The sequence below is a fragment of the Dyella sp. 2YAF14 genome, from assembly GCF_052114725.1.
Lineage (GTDB): Bacteria > Pseudomonadota > Gammaproteobacteria > Xanthomonadales > Rhodanobacteraceae > Dyella.
In genome coordinates this window covers 19,545-39,089 of record NZ_JBFRFH010000022.1, presented here as the reverse complement: position 1 = coordinate 39,089, position 19,545 = coordinate 19,545, and the positions used below count along the sequence as shown (strand labels likewise).

Here is a 19,545-nt window from a genome sequence, read left to right as displayed (position 1 = left end):
AACCATGCCTGTCATGTTGCGCTCATCCTGGAAACTGGCGTCGACGCTGCGACCGGCCATGAAGGACCGCGTCGCCCTGCGCTGGCGCCTGGGCGGCCTGCTGGCGGCGGTGCTGGTGATCGTGGCCTTGCCCTACGTGGTCACCCGCAGCGGTGCCAGCGAGGCCATCCTCGCCAATGAGCGCGTCACCCACTCCAGCGAGGTGAAGTCGCTTACCTATCGCATCGCCTATGTCACGCGGGACAGCGAGGCGGCCATTTACCGCCTGATCCACGGCGACGCGGACGCGACGGTACGCATGCGTGCCGAGCGGGCTGCCCACGAAACGCCCGGCCTGCTGCAGCAGTTGCGCGACATGACGCGCGACAGTCCGGATCAGCAAGCCCTGATCGGCTCGCTCAGCTCCACTGTGAGCGGTCGCCTCGCCTTGAGCGGGCAGGCCATCATGCGGCACGACCATGGCGACGAAGCCGGCGCATCCGATGCGATGCGCGACTCCGGCACCTTGTTCAAGATGGACGATCTGATCGACGGCATCGTGCGCAACGAGAACACCACGTTGCTCAGCCGTCGCGATGCGGCCAGCCGCGAATCGTTCAACAGCGCCCTGGCCTTGACCATCACGGCGATCGCCCAGGTGCTGCTGCTGACCATCGTGGTGATCGTGTCCGAACGCCAGATCAGCCGACGCCTGCGTGCCGAGGTGCGCGAAGGCCAGGCGGTGCAGCGTTCGCAACTGATCGTGCAGGCCGTGCGCGAACCGATCGCCCTGCTCGACGCCGGCCTCGGCACCCTGCTGGTGAATGCGGCCTTTGGCGAGCTCTATGGCCTGCCGCCCGATTTCCGGCAATCGCTGCCGCTGACCGATATCGGCGATGGCGCGTGGACCGACGGCGCACTGCTTCAACGGCTCAACGACGTGCTGCTGCTGGACCGCGAGTTGTGGGATTACGAGCTTATCCAGCGCACCGTCGATGGCGTCGACCGCCACGTGGTGATCAACGCCCGTCGCCTCGAACAGGACAACGGCGGCGATCCGGTGCTGCTGCTCACCCTGAGCGATGTCACCGCACGCGCCCTGGTCGAGCAGCAGGTGAAGGAGCTCAATCGCCAGCTCGAAGGCAAGATCGAACAAGTGTCCGATGTGAACCGCGAGCTGGAAGCATTCAGCTATTCGGTATCGCACGACCTGCGTGCACCGCTGCGCCATATCAGCGGCTTCGCCGGCAAATTGCAGCAGCACCTGGGCGAGGCGGCGGACGAGCGCTCGCGCCATTACATCGAAGTGATCAACGACGCCGCCAAGCGCATGGCGCTGCTGATCGAAGACCTGCTGGTGTTCTCGCGCCTGGGTCGCGGCGCGCTGCGCCTGCAGCCGGTGGATATGCAGTCGCTGGCGGACGAGGCACGCGCGCTGGCCGAGACGGATGCGCACGGGCGTCACATCGTGTGGTCGATCGCGCCGCTGCCTATTGTCATCGGCGACGAGAACATGTTGCGCACGGTGTGGCAGAACCTGCTCGGCAACGCAGTGAAGTACACCGGCAAATGCGAGGTGGCGCGTATCGACGTGGACGTGCAGCGCCACCGCGACGGCAGCTACGAATTCGTGGTCAGCGACAACGGCGCCGGTTTCGACATGCAATACGCGGGTAAACTGTTCGGCGTGTTCCAGCGCCTGCACCGGGCCTCGGAGTTTCCGGGCAACGGTATCGGCCTGGCCAATGTGCGTCGCATCGTCACGCGACACGGCGGACGCGTCTGGGCCGATGCCCAGCCAGGGCAGGGCGCGCGTTTCCACTTCACACTGCCGTCTTCGGACCTCGCAGAAAGCTTCGCGCAGAGGCGCCAATGAACCACGACCTCCGTACCATCCTGCTTGTCGAGGACAGTCTCGCCGACGCTGAAATGGCCTTGGACGCGCTTGCCGGTGCCCATCTGGCCAATCCCGTGGTGCACGTCGAAGACGGCGTGGACTGCCTGGACTACCTTTATTGCCGCGGCGAATGGGCCGGGCGCGAACCGACCGATCCGGCCGTGGTGCTGCTGGACATCAAGATGCCGCGCATGAGCGGGCTGGAAGTGCTCACGCAGTTGCGTGCCGACGATCGATTCCGCCGCGTGCCGGTGGTGATTCTGTCATCGTCGCGGGAGGAAAGTGATCTGGCGCGCAGCTGGGACATTGGCGCGAACGCGTACGTGATCAAGCCGGTGGACGTGGACCAGTTTTTTGAAGCGGTGCGAACCGTGGGGCAGTTCTGGGCAGTGCTCAATCAGGCACCTGACCATATCTGAATGGGACGAATGTTAGGGGTGGTTCCACGACGGGGTGGTTGACAGTGGATAGGCAGCAGTGGGCGTTACCCCGAATCCGTGTACTGCAGATCGAGGATAGCCAGCTCGATGCGGAGCTCGTGTTGTCCGAGCTGGACGCCGATCACATCGAATACGACGTGACCCTGGTGGACGCCGAGCGCGAGTATCTCTCGGCGCTGGAGGATTTCCAGCCGGATATCGTGTTGTCCGACTTGAGCATGCCGGGTTTCTCCGGCCAGCGCGCGCTCGACATCCTGCGCGAACGCGACCAGGACCTGCCCTTCATCTTCGTCTCCGCCACGCTGGGCGAGGAAGCGGCGATTGAGGCGTTGCGCAACGGCGCGACCGATTACATCCTCAAGCAGAATCCTGCGCGGCTGGCCTCGGCAGTGCGCCGCGCCATGCGCGAAGCCGAAGCGCAACGCGCGCGTCGACGCGCGGAAACCGAACTGATCCGCGCGCAGCGTTTCGAGAGCCTGGCGATGCTGGCGGGCGGCCTGAGCCACGACTTGCGCAACCTGCTGCAACCCTTGTTGCTCGCCGGCGACAGCCTGCAGGACTACCAGGACGATCCACGGCTGGCGCGCCTGGGACGGCTGGTGCGCGACTGCGGCAAGCGTGGCCTGGACATGGTGCATTCCATGCTTTCCTTTGCGCGCGGCGCACGTCGCGCGGAACAAGTACGCGTGGGCGCGCTGCTCGAAGCACTCGGCTTGTTGCTGCAGGGCAGTGTGCCGCGCAATGTGACGCTGGAACTGGATGCTTATGATCCCGATCTCAGCTTCGACGGCAATCACACCGAGCTGCAGCAGTGCCTGCTCAACCTCAGCCTCAACGCGCTGCAAGCGATGCCCGAGGGCGGCAAGCTGCGCATCTGCACATCGGTGGCCAGCTTGCCGGAGCATTTCTTCCAGCCCGGCGAGGAAAGCCGCGAAGGCAACTATGTATGCCTCAGCGTGATCGATACCGGCACCGGCATGGACGAGAACGCATTGCTGCATCTGTTCGAACCGTTCTACACGACCAAGGAAAGCGGTACCGGCCTCGGCCTGGTCTCATGCAAGCGCATCATTACCGCGCATGGTGGCGTGATGCGGGTGGAGAGCGTGCTCGGCGAGGGCACCAGCTTCCATATGCATATTCCGCTGATGCAGCAGCCCGCCGATGTGGTGGGCGAGCAGGAAACCGCCAACCTGCAGGGCGAAGCGGAGCGCGTGCTGGTGGTGGTGGAAGAAGCCGGTCAGCTCTCGCTGCTGGTGGATACGCTCGATTCGTGGGGCTATCAGGCGCATGCGAGCCAGAGTGGTACGGCTGCCTTGCAGTGGCTGGAGGCGCAAGGCGTTCCCGATCTTGTGGTGCTTGATGCCGACATGAATCTCTTTACCGGCGTGCGCACGTTGGCGGCCTTGTTCGACCATGGTTATCGCGGTGCGGTGCTTTTGCTTGCGCGTCCGGATGCGCCGCCGGATATGGATGAGTTGCCGGTGATGGAGCATTTGTATCTGGTGGACAAACCGGTTTCGACGTTGCGGTTGTTGAAGACGGTCAGGGATGCGTTGGAGGAGAGTACGGGTGGGGATGGGCCGCAAGGGCCAGTGTGAGTTTTTGCTCCCTCTCCCCTCCGAGGAAAGGGGTGGGGTGAGGGGCCAACCTAGCCTCGTTGTTTGGATGTGCCGCAGTCTTGTTCTTGTTCGTCATCCCGGTGCAGGCCGGAAGCGCTCGTCAACAGCCGAATGGCTGATAATCCAGAGCCTCGGTGTTTTGTTGTCGCGTATTCGCGACCTGGTTCGCCCGCCGCGTCATACGGGGACCCCGGGGCTGAGCCACATCAAGAGCCGATAAGTGCTCTGCGCTGCCGAGCCGGCAGCTTTTTTGTAGGAGCGCACTTGTGCGCGATCAGCCTACGGAGCGGCACATCCCAGTCCTGCGGTCGCGCACAAGTGCGCTCCTACAAGGGTTATGCAGGTTCGTGGGTTGCGGATCAATCTTGCCGGTCGGCTCTTCAGATGGTGCGCACGCCACCACAAAAACAAAAAGGCCGCACTGTGTGCGGCCTTTTCTGTGCATCGACCTATCAATCTCAATCGATACCCAACTTCTTCAACTTATACCGCAGCGCCCTAAACGTAATGCCCAGCTTCTTCGCAGCTGCCGTCTTGTTGTAGCGCGACTCCTCCAGCGCCTTGATGATGGCCGTGCGCTCAAGGTTGCTGATGTAGTCATCCAGGCCGCCGCTGGCCGACGGTGCGGCAGCCACGGCAACGGGTGCCGGTTCAACGGCGGGCATGCCGGTGGGAGACGGTGGTGCCGTTTCGTTCTGCGGGCGCGGCGTGCGCTGCGGCAGCATCAGGTCGCTGACGTCGACCTGGTCGCCGTCGCACATGGCCATGGCGCGTTCGAGGATGTTCTCCAGCTCGCGCACATTGCCCGGGAAGTCATAGGCTTCCAGCGCCTGTTGGGCGGCAGGCAGCAAGTGGCCGGGCGTGCCGCCGCTCTTGTTGGCGAGCTGGCGCAGCACGAAGTTGGCGAGCAGCGGCACGTCGCCGCGACGCTCACGCAGCGGCGGCACGCGCAGTTCGATCACGTTGATGCGATAGAACAAGTCCTGGCGGAACTGGCCCTGGTCCACCAGCGCGGCAAGATTCTTGTGGGTGGCCGAGAGGATGCGCACGTCGACCGGCACTTCCTCGCGTGCACCGATCGGGCGCACGGCTTTTTCCTGGATCGCGCGCAACAGCTTCACCTGCATGTGCAGCGGCAGTTCGGCGACTTCGTCGAGGAACAGCGTGCCGCCGTGCGCGGCCTGGAACAGGCCTTCCTTGTCGCCTACCGCACCGGTGAAGCTGCCTTTGCGATGGCCGAAGAACTCGCTTTCCATCAGTTCGGACGGAATGGCGCCGCAGTTGACCGGCACGAACGGCCCGGTGGCGCGCGGGCCCTGCTCATGGATCAGGCGGGCGACCAGTTCCTTGCCCACGCCCGATTCACCGGCGATGTACACCGGCGCCTGGTTGCGCGCCAGCTTGCCGATGGTGGCGCGCACCTGGTGCATCGCCGGCGACTCGCCGATCAGGCGCTCGTTGCCGTCGGGTTTGGCGGCGGCCTGGCCGCTGCGTTTTTCCTCGGCCAGTCGCAGTGCCGTGCGCACGAGGCGACGCAGCATCTGGATGTCGACCGGCTTGGAGACGAAATCGAAGGCGCCCGCCTTGAGCGCGCTCACGGCCGCATCGACATTGCCGTAGGCGGTGATCATCGCCACCGGCGTGTCCGGATGTTCGGCGGAGATCAGCTCCACCACTTCATGGCCGTTGCCGTCGGGCAGGCGCATGTCGGTGAAGCAGAGGTCGTAATGCCGTTCGGCGAGGGCGCGTCGGGCTTCGGTCACGGTACCTACCGCATCGACCAGCAAATCCATGCGGCCGAGGGTGATGGTGAGAAGCTCGCGGATATCGCGTTCGTCGTCGATGACCAGAACGGTCTGTTGGCTCATGTCGTCACTGTTTGCTGTGGACACGGCTAGGATAACCGTCCCCCTCGCGGGGGGCAAAGACTGATATGCGTGAACGCCTACCCGCGCGTCAAATGTTTGTCGAAGAATTTCACGATGGTCTGGTAGGCGGCCCTCGATTCAGGCATCTCCGGGTCGGAGAAGAAGGAGTGCCACATGCCCTCCCACACCTGCAGGTCGGTGGCCACGCCGGCCTGGCTGAGCAGGGTCTGGCTGCGGATCACGGCGCTCATGGCCGCATCGCGGGTACCGGTAATCAGCAGGGTGGGCGGAAACTGGTGCAGCAACTCCGGCGAAAGTCCGGGAAAAACCAGCGGATCGGTCGCGCTGGCGCCCTTGAAGTAGGGCAGCTCGCCCAGCCGCAGCGGGTGATCCGGCACCGGGGCGCCGTTGAGCAGCGGGCCCACCATCACCGAATCGCCGGCCATATCCACCACCGACCCGCAGAACGTGCCGATGGCGCCGGGTACGGGAAGCTTGTCGGTGATCAGTCGCGCCACGGCCTCGCCGGTGAGCACGCCGCCGGCCGAACAGCCGTAGATCCCGATGCTGCCGGGCTTGTACTGCTTGAGCAGGGCGCGATAGACGGCCTCCACGTCCTCGCTGGCGGCGGGAAAGACGTGCTCGGGCCCCTGGCGGTAGTCCACGCTGATCACCTTGATGCGGCCCAGGCTGGCGATGGGGATGGATTCCACCAGTGCACCGCTGTGCGCGCCCCACAGGAACGCGCCCCCATGCAGGTTGATCAGCACGCGCCCCTGGTTCTCGGGCGCGATGCCCTGGGCCGGCTCGACGACATCCGTCAGCACCCCGGCAATGGTTTCGCGATGGGTCTTGACCGGGTAAAGCGCCATCAGGCGATGGGCGCGATCGGTGTTCATGCGGTCGTAGAACGCGCGGCTCTGTTCGATCGGCGCGGTGATCGGCGGCGCCTTGCTGCCGGCGGCGAGCATCTTGGGAAAGAAGGCGTGCGCCTCCGGCGAAGCTTCCGATGAGTAGGGAAGGGTGATGTTGCCTACATGCACGCTACCGTCGGCGCGTACCGTGGGCTTGGCATCCTGCGCGTGAAGCACACCACCCAAAAGCGCCGTGGCGAGCGCAAACCGAACGGCCGCGCCGCGCGTCACGGCGTCTTCTCCGTCTTGGCAGCAGGTGCGGCCTTCTTCGCCTTGCCATCGAGCAACTCATGCAGCTTCAGATACACGCCGTTGGTCCAGCCGAAACCCACCACGTTTTCGCTATAGCCGGCCATCACTTTCACATCGGCGTTGCCGAGCACCATGTTGTATTTCTCGCGGATAGTGCCGTCGTCGGCCAGGCCCTGGTCCACCGTGGTGGCGAATTTGCCGGCGAGGCGGCGGGCATCGTCGTGGAAGCCGTAGTCGTCGAGTCCCTTGATCGCCAGCCAGTTAGTGGGCGCCCAGCCAAATGGCTCGCCCCACTGCACGCCTGCCGGATGATTGTCCATGCTCAGGCCGCCCTTGCGCTCGAACACACTGAGCTTGCCGCGCACGGCCGCAGCCTGTTGTGGTGAAGCCAGGCCGGCCCACAGTGGGTAATAGGTGGTGACGTAGGGCAGCGGCGAGGGCTTGCCGGCGATGAAGTCGTAGTCGAGATACATGCCGGCCTGCGCGTTCCACAGGTATTTGTCCATCGCTGCCCTGCGTGCGTCGGCGGCCTTGGCCCAGCGATCCGCCTCGCCGGCCTTGCCCAGCTGCAGGGCAAAGTCGTGCAGGTCGCGCTCGTAGCGATAAAGCAGGCTATTGAGGCTGGCATCGGCATAGTGATGGGTGGAGCCGCCAAACGGGCCGAAATGCGCGTTGGTGTCGAAACCCGATTCGCGCATCGCGCGGTCGCCGTGGAAATAGTCCGCAGTGAGCCGATAACCATCCACCCAGGCGCCTTCACACACTTTCGAAGCGTGCACGTCGCAGCTTGCATCCTTGAGCGTGGCCGCCTCTGCATCGCTCGGATGCTCAGCAGCCTTGATCAGATAGCCGGGATCGTCTTTGGGATGCGCACGCAGCCAGCGGATCACGCCCTTGTAGTACTCGCTGTCCTTCGCTTCGAGCACCGGGCCGCTGGCGAGGTCGTAATAGCGCGCCAAGCCCGTATCGCCGGCGCGATGTTCGGGACGCGTCCAGATCTCGTAATTGCGCACCGCAAGTGGATAAGCCTTGGCCAGCCACTCGCGTCGCGCGTCCGCGTTCGGGAAGGCGGCGGGGTCATCCAGCACCGCGGTCATCATCGCGGTGAGGAAAGGCGGCTGCGAACGGCTGAGGTAATACGTGCGGTTGGCATTGAGCACGCCGCCGTAGTTCTCCACTTCGAACAGCGCGTTGTCGACCATGTCCCTGGCCAGGTCGAGGCGGTGATCCGCCACCAGTCCGAGTTGGATGAAATAGCTGTCCCAGCCGTACATCTCGTTGAAGAAGCCGCCGGGCACTACATAAGGATGCGGCAGATAGAGCAGGCCCTGCTGCGGCAGCCGGGTCGCATCGATATCGCCCAGCTGCTCCACCTTCTTGGGCAACGGACGCACGTCGACGCCGCAACGTTTGCCGATGGCCGTCACCGCATCCGGAACGGCCTGGCCGGCGGGCACGTAGAGCACCGGATGCCCGACCACCTTGGTATCGACCAGCGACGCGCAGGCTTCCTGCGAGCGCGTCAACGTGGTCCAGGCCTTGTCGATATAGGCGCGCGTTTTCGCCGGATCGGGTGTGCCGGCGGCGAACGCCGTGCTGGCGACGGCGCATGAAAGCGCGAAGGCGATAAGGCGAGGACGAAGAAACGAAGGATGGGCTTGGCGATTCATATCGGCTCCCGGGTCGGTGCGTGATCGTGTGTCTTCATCGCGTTGGCGCTTACAGGGTCTTGCGCGTCAGTCGCGCCTTGCCGTCGGCGCCATGCTCGACGGTGATGTCGTATTGCTTGCCGCGGAAATGCACGCCCTTGAGCTGCATCGATTTCCACGCGGATGGCAAGGTCGGTGCGTAGGCCTGGGTGAGGCCATCGTCATCGATGCGCAAGCCGCTCAGTCCGTAGACGAAGCTCTGCACGAAACCGGCGGAGGTGGCGAGGATGTAGCCCGCGTTGTTCGCCACCGTTTCGGTGCGCACGTTGAACGGCGGCTTGAGGAAGCCCACCAGGTTTCGCTGGATCCAGTCGTTGGCGCCCTGCGCGTCGCCCAGTTCGGCCGAGCCTACGGCCAGCATCACCATCATCATTTCGTTCGGATCGTCGCCGTGTTCCTTCAGCTCGTGCAGCTGGAAGTCGAAATCGTTGCGGCGAATCTGCGGCGTCATCGGCAGGTCGAGGTTGGGATACATCAGCCATGCCAGCGACGAACCCATCCAGGTGATCTTGTCGTGCGGCACCGACGCATCGAAATCGAGATGGCGCTGGTTCTTCTCATCGAACGGAACATACATCTTGTCGGCGATCACGCTCCACTGCGGATCGGCGTTTGCGCCCACCTTCTTCGCCGCCTTCACCGCAATGCGCAGCGCCTTCTGCGCCACCGCATTGGTGAACGAGTCGTTGGGTACGTCGTCGTAGGCTTCGTCGGGCGAGGTGACGTGGTGGATCTCGTAGCGGTCGCTGGCCTTGTCATAGCTGACGCGGCTGGCCCAGAAGGTGGCCACCTGCTCGATCACCGGCCAGCCGACCTGCTTCAGCCACGCCTCGTCGCCGGTGGCGTTGTAGTACTGCCACTGCGCGATGGCGATGTCGGCATTGACGTGGACCTCGCGGAACACGCCGTAGGCAAAATGCGGTGTGTAATCCTTGCCGGTTTCCGGATCGGATTCCCACGGATACATCGTGCCCTTCACGCCGTACTGCCTGGCGCGATCCTGCGCGGGGCCGATGGTGCGGTGACGGAACATCACGATCGGCTTGGCGCGTTCCGGATGCAACAAAAGCAGCGCGGGGAACACCCATGAATCGCTGTCCCAGAACGCATGGCCAGCGTAGCCCGGCGTGAGCGCACACGCGCCCATCGGCCAGCTCGTGCCCACGGTGGTGTTGGACAGCAGATAGTAGAGATCCGAATGCACCGCCTGCTGCACCTTGGCATCGCCCTCAATGCGGATATCCGACTGCCACAGCGTATGCCACGCGGCCTGATGCTTGGCGAGCAAGGCGTCGAAGCCGGTCTTGCGCGCCTGCGTGGCGAGTGCGAGATCGGCCTGCGCATTGCCGCCCCAGCCTTCGCGCGACGCGGCGATATATTTGGTGAAGGTGTAACTCTGGCCCTTGTGCAGCCTGGCCTTGAGGTTCAGTGAGAGCTTGTACGGCCCCTTTTCGAGCTGCACGTCTTCGACGCCCAGCCCCTTGGGCAGCTCAACCGCCACCGCCTGCGCCACGGCGACGCCTTGCTCGGCGCGTCCATCCAGCCACAGCGTAAGCGTCTTGGTGTCGCCACCGTTGGACTGGATGCGCACCACGCCCGGGTACCACACGGCCGCGCGATCCGGCGTCGGCACGGGTTTGTTGTCCAGGTTCTGCCCGCTGGCGATCACCGCGGCGATCATCTCGTCGCCAGTCATCTTGCCGATGGGGAAGCGCGGCTGGTGTTCCGACCACAGGCGAATGGGAAAGGTCAGCTGCACGCTGCCGTCGAACTGCGGCGTGAGCGTAAGGCGCGTGGCGGCAAGATGCCCCGCGTCCTGGCTGACGAAGGTGGTGACCTGCACGTCGGTGGACTTGTTGGCGTAGACGAAGCGGTACTTCGTGCTCAGCGTGGCGCCGTACATGTCCAGCGTCTGCGAGTAGTCGGTGAAGATCTCCTTCGCCACGCGGGTGGAATTGAGCCAGCCGCCACCGGGGTTGTAGTCGATCTCGTTCCAGCCGGGCATGGCCGCGGGACGGGCGATATCGTCCTTCGCATAGTCCATGGTCGCGACCATGTAGCCCATGGTCGGTTCGGTGCCACGCACCGAGGTGAGCGTGGAGTAGTAGCCGTTGGCCAGGTAACTGGGGAAATAACTGCCAAATTGTTCCGACGTGCCGGTGAGCACAAAGCTGGGATCGGTGGCCGCGCTGACGCGGGCGGCAACAAACAGCAGGCCTATGGCAGCCGCGCGTGGCAGTTGTCGTAGCGGGGACTTCATGGGGCGCGTCTTCCTTGTTCCATCGGGTGATCACTCGCGCGCTTAGCGGGCGGGTCCAAAAGGATTGGTGATGCCGGCCATCCACGGATCGTGCGTGGCGGTGCGCCAGCGCGCGAGCTGCGTGCGTACGTCGGCCAGCACGTGGGCATGGCTCGCCTCGCCGGCCAGGTTCACTACTTCGTCCGGGTCGGCGTGCAAATCGTAGAGTTCTTCGTCGGGGCGATGCTCAAATGCTTCGAGCGTGCGCTTGCCCAGACGGGCGCCCGGCGTGCTCGTGATGGCCTTCCACGATGGCGATAGCGCCACGTCGCTGGCAATCGGCACGCGCAGGCTGGGCTGAAGATTCAGGAAATAGCTGTAGCCCCGCGTGCGCAATGAACGGGTGGGGTAGTACTGATCGATCTCGTGGAACGAGTGCGTGGCGAACACCTCGTCCCAGCCGCCGGGCGTTGCCTGCTCCAGGATCGGCAACAGCGAACGGCCGGGCAGCGGCAGATAGCGATAGCCCTGCGGCGGCGACACGCCGGCCCAGTCGAGGATGGTGGGCGTGATGTCGATCCAGCTCACCATCGCGTTGTTGCGGATGCCGCGACGCGTCGCCTTCGGCGCTCGAACGATCAGCGGCAGATGGATGCCTTCGTAGTAGAGATTGTCCTTGGCGCCGGGAAACGGGCGGCCGTTGTCGGACAGATAGATCACCAGCGTGTCGTCGGCGTGCCCCGAGGCCTGCAGTTCGCGCAGCAGGATGTCCACGCCGCTGTCCATCCGGCTCACCGCTTCGTAGTACTGGGCGAGGTCCTCGCGCACGCCCGGCAGGTCCGGCAGATGCGAGGGAATGGTCACCTCCTGCGGCCGATAGCTCATGCGCTGAACTTCCGGCCAGTCGCGCGTGTTGCCGAACTGCGAGGCATCGCCGGCGCGATGCGGGTCGCTGTAACCGATGGTAAGAAAGAACGGCTTCGCACCCTGAGCGCGCATCCACTGCCCGGCGGCATGCCCCATGGCGGCCACGTCGCGGTTACCCGCTTGCTCCGGCAATAGCCACGCATCGTAGGCAAGTGCGGCCTCCGGCTTCACATGCAGCTTGCCCACCAGCGCAGTGGCGTAGCCGTGCTGCTTGAGCATCCACGGCAGCGTCTTGACGTCTTCCAGCAGCGAGAAGTTGTGTACGTCGTGCGCCAGGCCGTACATGCCGTTGGTATGCGAGTACAGGCCCGTATACAGCGTCGAGCGGCTGGAGCTGCACGACGACACCGAGGCATAGGCATCGGTGAACAAGGTACCTTCGCGTGCCAGCCGATCAAGTGCGGGTGTATGTACTGCCGTCCCCACGCCGGACATGTCGTAACCGTGGTCATCAGCGACGATCAGAAGGACGTTGCGTGCCCCCGTCGTCCGGTTGCCAGCGGCTGCCGTCCACTTCGATGTCAGCGCGGCTCCCGCCGCCACCACGCCCGACGCCAGGAACTGGCGGCGCGTGAAACTCACGCCGCACCCTCCGGTGCCAGCAAGGCGGGCAGGGCCGATCGGTCGGTTTCGCGCTTGAAGAAGAACAGCGTCACCAGGATCAGCGTCATCGGCACCAGCGAAAAATAGAACGCGTGGATGCCGCCGAAGTTGGTGAAGACGATGGCGGTGATGCGCGAACCCAGCGTGCCGCCCAGCGCGGAGAAGATCACGATAAGGCCGGTCATGGCGGCGTGCGAGGGCTTGGGCAGCGAGCTCAAGGCCACCGAATTGATGACCGGGTAGATCGGCGCCATCAGCAAACCGATCAGCGGGATCAGGTAGGCAGCGACAGGCGCGTTGAACCAACCCACCTCCGTGCCAGTCGCGGGATGGCTCGCCAATGGAAGTACCAGCAGGATCAACGCGCCCATGCCCACCACGCACAGATTGAGCAGCACGTGCCACGACATCCGGCGAAGCAGCTGCCCGGCAAGAATGCGACCCAACGCCGTCGCACCGGCCAGGATGCTCGCCATCTGGATGCTCATCGCATTGGGCAGCTTGAGGATCTCGTTGTTGAATGTCGGCAGCCACGTGCTGAAGCTCTGTTCAATCAGCACGTAGAGAAACGCCGACAGCAGGAAGACGTACACCAGCGTGCGCATCAGCAGTCGATACATGTCGCGCATGGCCTGCACCAGCGACAGCGGCGAGCCGCCATGGGCTGCCGTTTCATCCAGCTGCGCGCCCGACAGCAGCGCAATGGTGCCGAAGCACATCAGGGCCAGCACCCAGTACACGTTGAACCAGGATGGGTTGGCCGGGTTGCCGTGGTCGATGAACGCGCTGAACAGCCAGCCGCTGGCCAACACGCCCAGCATGAACAGCCCTTCGATGGTATTGGTGAGGCGACCATGCTCGGCCTTGCTGTCAGTCAGCAGGCCGATGGAGGAATACACGGCCACCTTCGCCAGCGCGAACGACACGCCGACGCAGGTGAACAATAATTCGGTGGTGTGAAAACTCGGCAGCAGCGGCATCAGCACGCAGGCGCTGCCCACGATGCCCAACGCCAGCATCATCGCGCGGCGGTAACCCAGCCGTGGCAGAAACGAGGCCACCAGGAACGAGGTGAGGGCGATCGGCAAGTCCTTGAACAGTTCCAGCAGGCTGGCCTGCGGCTTGTCGATACCGAAGGTGTGGATGGACTGCAGGATCACCGTGCCGACACTGTTGAGCAGTATCGCGAACACCATGTAAATCGTCGCCAACGCCACGACCATGCGGAACCGGTTCATGCACACCTCGTAATGAGGTTTAAAAAGGTCCCGGTCCGCCGCACTAGTGGCGGACCGGGACAGTCGAGGGAAGTGCTCTTTAGAACTTGTACTTGACCTGCAGGTTGACCTCGCGACCTTCGATCGAGCGCGCCAGAATCACGCCGTTGGTGCTGGCGAAGCCGAACAGGCGCGAGTTGCCCTCCGTCACGCCGATCTCGTTGGTCAAGTTAGTGCCTTGCAGGTTCACCTGCCAGCTCTGGCCGATGTTGGCCGTGGCGCCGAAGCTCCAGCTGTAGTAATCGCCCAGCGGCTGCTGTTCGATCAGGTCGCCGTAGCGATTGCCCACGTACTCATAGGTGATCCAGAACTTCATGCTGCCGAACGAGGTGGGGAAGTCGTACGACGGCGTCAGGCGGCCCTGGAACTTGGGCTGGCGCTGCAGCTGCATGCCATCGAGGCTGGCGCAGGCCTCGGTGCCATCCTGCGTCATATAAGGCGTGCAGGCGGCGCTGTGGGTGTAGTGGCCGTCCATGTAATCGCCGCTGAGGGCGAGCTGGAAGCCCGGAACGTTCGGGATCGGCTTGAGCACCGTGGTGAAGTTGATGCCCTTGGTGGCCGAGCCGTAGTCGAACGAGAACTGCTGGCCATTGCCCTGGGTGATCGTGTAGGGCACGTTGTAGAACAGCTTGCGGTACGCGTTCACATCCAGGTACACCCAGTCCGCCTGGTATTTGTAACCCACTTCCATATTGTGGATCTTGTTGATCGGCTGGCTGGGCAGGCCGCGCAAGTCATCGAAACCCGGGAAGTGCACGCCGTCGTTGATACGGGCGTACACGCTCATATTGCTCTGGATTTCGTAGTTGGCGCCGATGGTCCACGAAGGCGCGGTCTTGGCGTAGTTGATGTAGTTGTTGCCGCCCACCACGTACTGCGAGTTGTTGTTGTAGAGCGTGGTCGGGTTGTTGTCCAGATCGCCCGTGGCAGTGTTCTGGATGCGGCCATTGGCTTCCTGGCGCTCCACGCGCACGCCGGCGTCGAACAACCACTTGTCGAGCTTCCACGAGTCGGTGAGGAAGAAGGCGGTGTTGAAGCCGTTCCACGCCTCACGAATGGCCGTGGACGGGCCGCTCACGAAACCACCCGGGCTGGACAGCACATCGCCATTGCTCAGCGACACAGCGATCGGGCTGGGGTTGTTCTTCGCCTGCAGCAACATGTTGTTGCCCAGGAACCAGGTGTCGTGATCGTTGTAGACCGCGGTGTAGTTGCCCACGGTCAGCGTGTTGCCGTCGAAGATTTCCTTGCTGATGTGGAACTCGTTGGTGGCGCCCTGGATGCGCTTGTGCACATACCACAGGCCTTGCGTGGTCACGTTCTGGTTCATGTCCGCCGCCTGGCCGTTGTTGGTGTACACGGCGGTGGCGGTGGTGCCGGCAGGAAGGCCGTTGGCGGTGATCTGGTCGTCGATATAGCTGCTCAGCGTCTGCGGGTTGGCGCCCGTGCTGAAGAAGGCGGTCGTGTTCATCTGGCCGCCGGTGAAATTGAACTTGTCCGAGACGTTCCAGTTGTCGCCAAAGGTCAGGTCCAGATTGCCGCCCACGGAGAAGATGTCCGCACCGCGGCCGTCGGCCAGGTTCACGTGCTGGCCGCCGGGCTGGCAGCCGGCCGTGTTGCAAGGCGTGGTCTGCAGGAAGTTGTACTGATCGGCCTTGCTGCCGAAGGTGCCGGTGAGCGCATCGAAGCCGGGGTAGTTTTCAAACTGGCCGCGGCCCGGATTGAGGATCGGCGTATCGGTGACGAACTGGTTGTGGTCCTTCAGGTCGCGCGCATAGAACATGATCGAGCCGCTGTCGCCGAAGTTGTGCGTCAAGGTGGCAGTGAGCTGGCCACCCTTGTCGGCATCGAACTGCGGATCGCGCACGCCGTCGGACTTGCGCCAGAAACCGCCGACGCTGCCGTACCAGCCATCGGCGATCTTGAAGCCGTAGAAGCCGTCCAGGCGCACCAGCCCTTCCGAGCCGTAGGTGACGCCGACATCGCCGCTGGGCGTATCAGTGCCTTCGCGCAGGATGAAGTTCGCGGTAAGGCCGGGCTGGCCATTGCCGTACAGCACGGCCGGGCCGCCGAGCACGAATTCGGCGTGGTCGATGGTGTCGTCCAGACGGAACATCGAGGAGTTTTCCATGAACGACAGCGTCGGCATGGGATACAGCGGCGAACCATTGAGCTGGAAGGTCACGAACGGGGCATCGCCACCGCCCGGGAAGCCGGCCACTTCGATGTTCGCACCGGTCTGGCCGCCCGAGGATTCCGGAAACACACCCGGCGCCATCTTCAGCAGGTCAGCGGAGCTCTTGGGATTGAATTCGCGAATCTGGTCGAGCGTGGCAGCGGTGACCGAGTACGAGGTGTCGATCTTCTTCAGGCCGCCCGCCGTGGCGGTGCCGGTGACCACCACCTGGTCGAGATTGGTGGCGTTCTTCTGGTTGGCCGCCGGAGCGGCTGGCGCTGCCGATGGACCTTGGGTCTGTGCCGGCGGAGCCTGCGCTGCGGGTGCCGCATCCTGCGCGTGCAGAGAACTGGCGACGAGCAAAGCAGCAATGCTGGTGGCAAGCAGCCTACGAGTCATGCGTTGCGTGTTCATGGTGTTTCCTCCCCATCAAAGAAAAGCAGTTGTAGTGTTTCTTAGGAGTGGTACTGCACGCTGTCAGAAGGGTCCTGATCAGTGGTTCGACACGGCCTCCGCCGCCGTTCCCGGAACGGTCGGTGGTCGGTTGAGATAGCGCTGGATATCGAACGCATCGATACCCGCCAAAATGTCCTCGGCACGCGCAAGCACGGTGGCATCGCCGACACCCACGGCACGCATGCCGGCGGCCAGGATGCTGTCGACGCCGGCAGCGGCATCCTCCACGCCGAGGCAGGCTTGCGCTGCGACGCCAAGACCCGATGCCGCCGTCAGAAAGATTTCCGGATGCGGCTTGGAGTGCGTGATGCGCGACGCATCGACCACATAGTCGAACAGTTCGGCGATGCCCAGCCGCTCCAGCAGCAGCGGGGCATTGCGGCTGGCCGATGCCAGTGCGGTGCGCAGGCCTGCCGCGCGTACGCTTTCCACGGCATGACGTGCGCCGCTCAGCAATTGTCCCGGGCCGAAGCAGTCGATCTGTGCGACGTAGTAGTCGTTCTTGCGGTCTTCCAGTACGCGTTTCTCGCGCTCGGAATAGGCGTGCGGCGCGCGCTCCAGCAAAATCTCGAGCGAACCGCGGCGGTCCACGCCTTTCATGCGTTCGGCGATGTGTTCGTCGAACGGCGCGCCGATGTCGTGCGCCAATTGTTCCCATGCAGCGCGATGCACCACGGCGGTATCGGCGATCACGCCGTCAAGGTCGAAGATCACGGCCTGCAGCGGCGCTTGCTCGAGTGCGCGATGCGGCATCGAGATCGATTCGCCATGGCGCAGGCGCACTGGCTCACCGGCATGGCTGAAGCGCACGCTGTCGCCGCGCGTGACGGTGTAACGCACGCCGGTGCGATCCACTTCCACGCGAAGATGACCCTGCTGCCAGGCGACGCCAAAGCGATAGCGGTGCCAGGCGTCGGGCAGTTGCGGGCGCAGGCGCAGTTCGCCGTTCACCACGCGCATGCCGCCGTATCCCCAGGCCAGCGACAACCAGCTGCCGGCCATCGCGGCCATGTGCAGTCCGTGCGCGGCATTGCCGTGCAGATCGTCCAGATCCACGCGCAAGCTGTCCTGGAAGTAGCGCCAGGCCTTTTCGGTTTCGCCCACTTCCGCGCCCATCACGCCGAAGGTGGAGGCGGACAAGGTCGAGTCGTGCACGGTGACGCCTTCGTAATAGTCGAAGTTGCGTCGCTTGGCGGCGAGGCTGACCTCATCGCCGGCGAGCATCAGCGCGAGCAGCGCATCGGCCTGCTTGGCGACCTGGTGGCGATAGATGGTGAGCGGATGCAGTTCCAGCAATAGCGGACGCTTGCCTTCGCCGTCCGCGTGCGCCGGCATGCGCGGCTTGTCGAGGAAGGTGTCGTCCTGCGGAAAGATGCCGAGCTGCGCATCTTCGGCCAGATACATCAGCTCCGCGGCACGCTGCCACTGCATGATCTCGAACGATTCCAGGCCGATGCGGCGGGCCAGTTCCGCGTAGGTATCCGGCGCCGAGCCGGCCAGCCAATGCGCCACCGCAGCCGCGTCGCGCAGATGTCGTTGCGCCATGCGGTTGGTGTAATGGTTGTTGTCGACCAGCGCGGTGTATTCGTCGGGACCGGTCACGCCATGGATGCAGAACGCCCCGCCGCGACGCGGATTGAAGTGGCCGATATCCAGCCATATGCGCGCCGTTTCGAACAGCATCTCGGCGCCAACGTCGCGCAGAAAGGCGTCGTCGCCGGTGGCATCCACATAGTGGCGGATCGCCCAGGCCACGGCGGCGTTGATGTGGTACTGCGCCGAGCCGCTGGGAAAATACGCGGAGCACTCGTCGCCGCTGATGGTGCGCCACGCATACAGCGCGCCGCGGGCGTGGTTGAGTTCGCGTGCATGGGCGCGGGCGCGCTCCAGCGTGCCGTGGCGGTACATCAGCATGCTGCGCGCCACATCGGGTGCAAGCGCGACCATCGCCGGCAGCATGAAGGCCTCGGCATCCCAGAAGTAGTGGCCTTCGTAGCCTTCGCCGGTGAGGCCCTTGGCCGCGGTGGTGCCCTGGCCATCGCGACTGCTGGACTGGAACACGTGGAACAGGTTGAAGCGCAGCGCCTGTTCGGTGGCCGGATCGCCATCGATGGCCAGATCGGCGTTATGCCACAGCTGTGCGAGTGCCTGGGTCTGGCGCGCAAGCAGGGCGTCGTAACCTTGCGTGCTCGCTTGCGAGAGTGCGCTGGTGGTGAGCGCTAGCAGTTGGGCGTCGGTGTCGTCGCCCTCGGGCTGCGTCCAGGCGTAAGCGACATATTTTTCGAACGACACCGATTGACCCGGCGCCAGCTCGCCTTCGAACACCTGCATCACGCCATGCTGCGCGAGATTGGCGAGGCGAAAGCCCAGGCTGTCATCGATGATCGCGTGCTGCTGCATGCACGCCACGCGGATGTTGCTGTGGGCGGTGCGCTGAAGCACGTGGGCGAGCAGGTCGCCCGCTGCCGCGTCGATACTGGCCAGGCCGCCGTCCACGCGCGTGCCGATGCGCGGGTCGTCGCCTTGCTCGGTGGCGTGGCGTGCCGTGCTGATGCAGGACTCCAGCGTGATCGGCCCGGAGTAGTCGATCGACTGCACGCGATAACGGATCGCCAGCAGGGCGGCGCTATCGAAACTGACGATGCGTTCGGCATCGATCAGCAAGGTCGCGCCGTCGGGCGAGCGCCAGCGCAACTGCCGGCGATAACTGCCGCTGCGCAAGTCCAGGGCTCGCTCGAAGTGCAGCCACTCGCCGTCGCCAAGGCGTACCGGCGTGTCTCCAAGGCGCAGATGGATGCGCGTGCCGTCGGCGACCGGAATGCGGGTGTCGGTATGGGCGGCGAAACCGGGAAAACGCTCGTGATACTCGATCGGCGTGCGTTCCCAGGCGCCAGCCAGGAAACAGGCCTGACTCGGGCTGTCGCCTTCCTCCAGTCCGCCGCGCACGCCCAGGGCGCCGTTGGAAAGGGCGAACAGGCTTTCATCCTGCGCGAAACCGGCAGGATCGGCGTTCTCACGGGTGACCACCCAGGCGTCGCGCAAAGCACGGCCAAAGGGCGGCAAGACCTGCGCCGTTTCTGGTTGATCCAACGTCTCTCTCCGCTCTTATTTTCTGCTTTTTGGCGGGACCACTAGAGGCGTGGACCAGCCTGGCTTTTTGGTGTGCGGGCGGAGCTTCGCAGCAAA

Annotated in this window: 11 protein-coding genes; 3 read left to right on the top strand and 8 right to left on the bottom strand. The window is 64.2% G+C overall.

Annotation, left to right across the window (positions count from 1 at the left end; all coding sequences use genetic code 11):
- Positions 1-58 precede the first annotated feature (58 nt).
- The 3 genes from AB4Y82_RS19770 to AB4Y82_RS19760 are packed head-to-tail and all read left to right on the top strand — an operon-like array spanning position 59 to position 3,917.
- The gene (locus AB4Y82_RS19770) at positions 59-1,855 is read left to right on the top strand and encodes a sensor histidine kinase (protein ID WP_441605356.1); all 1,797 of its coding nucleotides are present in this window, start codon (positions 59-61) and stop codon (positions 1,853-1,855) included.
- Positions 1,852-2,295: a response regulator gene (locus AB4Y82_RS19765; RefSeq protein WP_046972442.1), complete on the top strand. Its 444-nt coding sequence runs from the start codon at positions 1,852-1,854 to the stop codon at positions 2,293-2,295. Before AB4Y82_RS19770 ends, AB4Y82_RS19765 begins: the two co-directional genes overlap by 4 nt.
- A 38-nt stretch (positions 2,296-2,333) precedes the next feature.
- On the top strand, positions 2,334-3,917 hold the full coding sequence (locus AB4Y82_RS19760) for a response regulator (protein WP_441605349.1): 1,584 nt from the start codon (positions 2,334-2,336) through the stop codon (positions 3,915-3,917).
- Between the two features lie 479 nt (positions 3,918-4,396).
- Here the strand turns inward: AB4Y82_RS19760 and AB4Y82_RS19755 are convergent, their stop codons facing one another.
- From AB4Y82_RS19755 to pgmB, 8 genes are all read right to left on the bottom strand, one after another.
- On the bottom strand, positions 4,397-5,806 hold the full coding sequence (locus tag AB4Y82_RS19755; RefSeq protein ID WP_441605348.1) for a sigma-54-dependent transcriptional regulator: 1,410 nt from the start codon (positions 5,804-5,806) through the stop codon (positions 4,397-4,399).
- Positions 5,807-5,883: 77 nt separating this feature from the next.
- Positions 5,884-6,951, bottom strand: a complete 1,068-nt coding sequence (locus tag AB4Y82_RS19750) for an alpha/beta hydrolase (protein WP_441605347.1) — start codon at positions 6,949-6,951, stop codon at positions 5,884-5,886.
- Positions 6,948-8,642 (bottom strand): trehalase family glycosidase, encoded by a 1,695-nt coding sequence (locus AB4Y82_RS19745; RefSeq protein ID WP_441605346.1) that lies wholly within the window; start codon positions 8,640-8,642, stop codon positions 6,948-6,950. Before AB4Y82_RS19745 ends, AB4Y82_RS19750 begins: the two co-directional genes overlap by 4 nt.
- A 49-nt stretch (positions 8,643-8,691) precedes the next feature.
- Complete coding sequence (locus AB4Y82_RS19740; RefSeq protein WP_441605345.1) at positions 8,692-10,941, bottom strand: glycosyl hydrolase family 95 catalytic domain-containing protein; 2,250 nt, start codon at positions 10,939-10,941, stop codon at positions 8,692-8,694.
- Positions 10,942-10,983: 42 nt separating this feature from the next.
- Positions 10,984-12,429: a sulfatase family protein gene (locus AB4Y82_RS19735; RefSeq protein WP_441611589.1), complete on the bottom strand. Its 1,446-nt coding sequence runs from the start codon at positions 12,427-12,429 to the stop codon at positions 10,984-10,986.
- Positions 12,426-13,688 (bottom strand): MFS transporter, encoded by a 1,263-nt coding sequence (locus tag AB4Y82_RS19730; RefSeq protein ID WP_441605343.1) that lies wholly within the window; start codon positions 13,686-13,688, stop codon positions 12,426-12,428. Before AB4Y82_RS19730 ends, AB4Y82_RS19735 begins: the two co-directional genes overlap by 4 nt.
- A 79-nt stretch (positions 13,689-13,767) precedes the next feature.
- Entirely contained in the window at positions 13,768-16,317 is a 2,550-nt protein-coding gene (locus AB4Y82_RS19725; protein ID WP_441611587.1) for a TonB-dependent receptor, read from the bottom strand.
- 78 nt (positions 16,318-16,395) lie between these two features.
- Positions 16,396-19,449 (bottom strand): beta-phosphoglucomutase, encoded by a 3,054-nt coding sequence (gene pgmB / locus AB4Y82_RS19720; RefSeq protein WP_441611585.1) that lies wholly within the window; start codon positions 19,447-19,449, stop codon positions 16,396-16,398.
- Positions 19,450-19,545 lie beyond the last annotated feature (96 nt).

Bases quoted from the DNA above. Each gene is read 5' to 3' on its own strand.
- AB4Y82_RS19770 (WP_441605356.1), top strand. From the start codon at position 59: ATGAAGGACCGCGTCGCCCTGCGCTGGCGCCTGGGCGGCCTGCTGGCG.
- AB4Y82_RS19765 (WP_046972442.1), top strand. From the start codon at position 1,852: ATGAACCACGACCTCCGTACCATCCTGCTTGTCGAGGACAGTCTCGCC.
- AB4Y82_RS19755 (WP_441605348.1), bottom strand. From the start codon at position 5,806: ATGAGCCAACAGACCGTTCTGGTCATCGACGACGAACGCGATATCCGC.
- AB4Y82_RS19745 (WP_441605346.1), bottom strand. From the start codon at position 8,642: ATGAATCGCCAAGCCCATCCTTCGTTTCTTCGTCCTCGCCTTATCGCC.
- AB4Y82_RS19740 (WP_441605345.1), bottom strand. From the start codon at position 10,941: ATGAAGTCCCCGCTACGACAACTGCCACGCGCGGCTGCCATAGGCCTG.
- AB4Y82_RS19730 (WP_441605343.1), bottom strand. From the start codon at position 13,688: ATGAACCGGTTCCGCATGGTCGTGGCGTTGGCGACGATTTACATGGTG.
- AB4Y82_RS19725 (WP_441611587.1), bottom strand. From the start codon at position 16,317: ATGAACACGCAACGCATGACTCGTAGGCTGCTTGCCACCAGCATTGCT.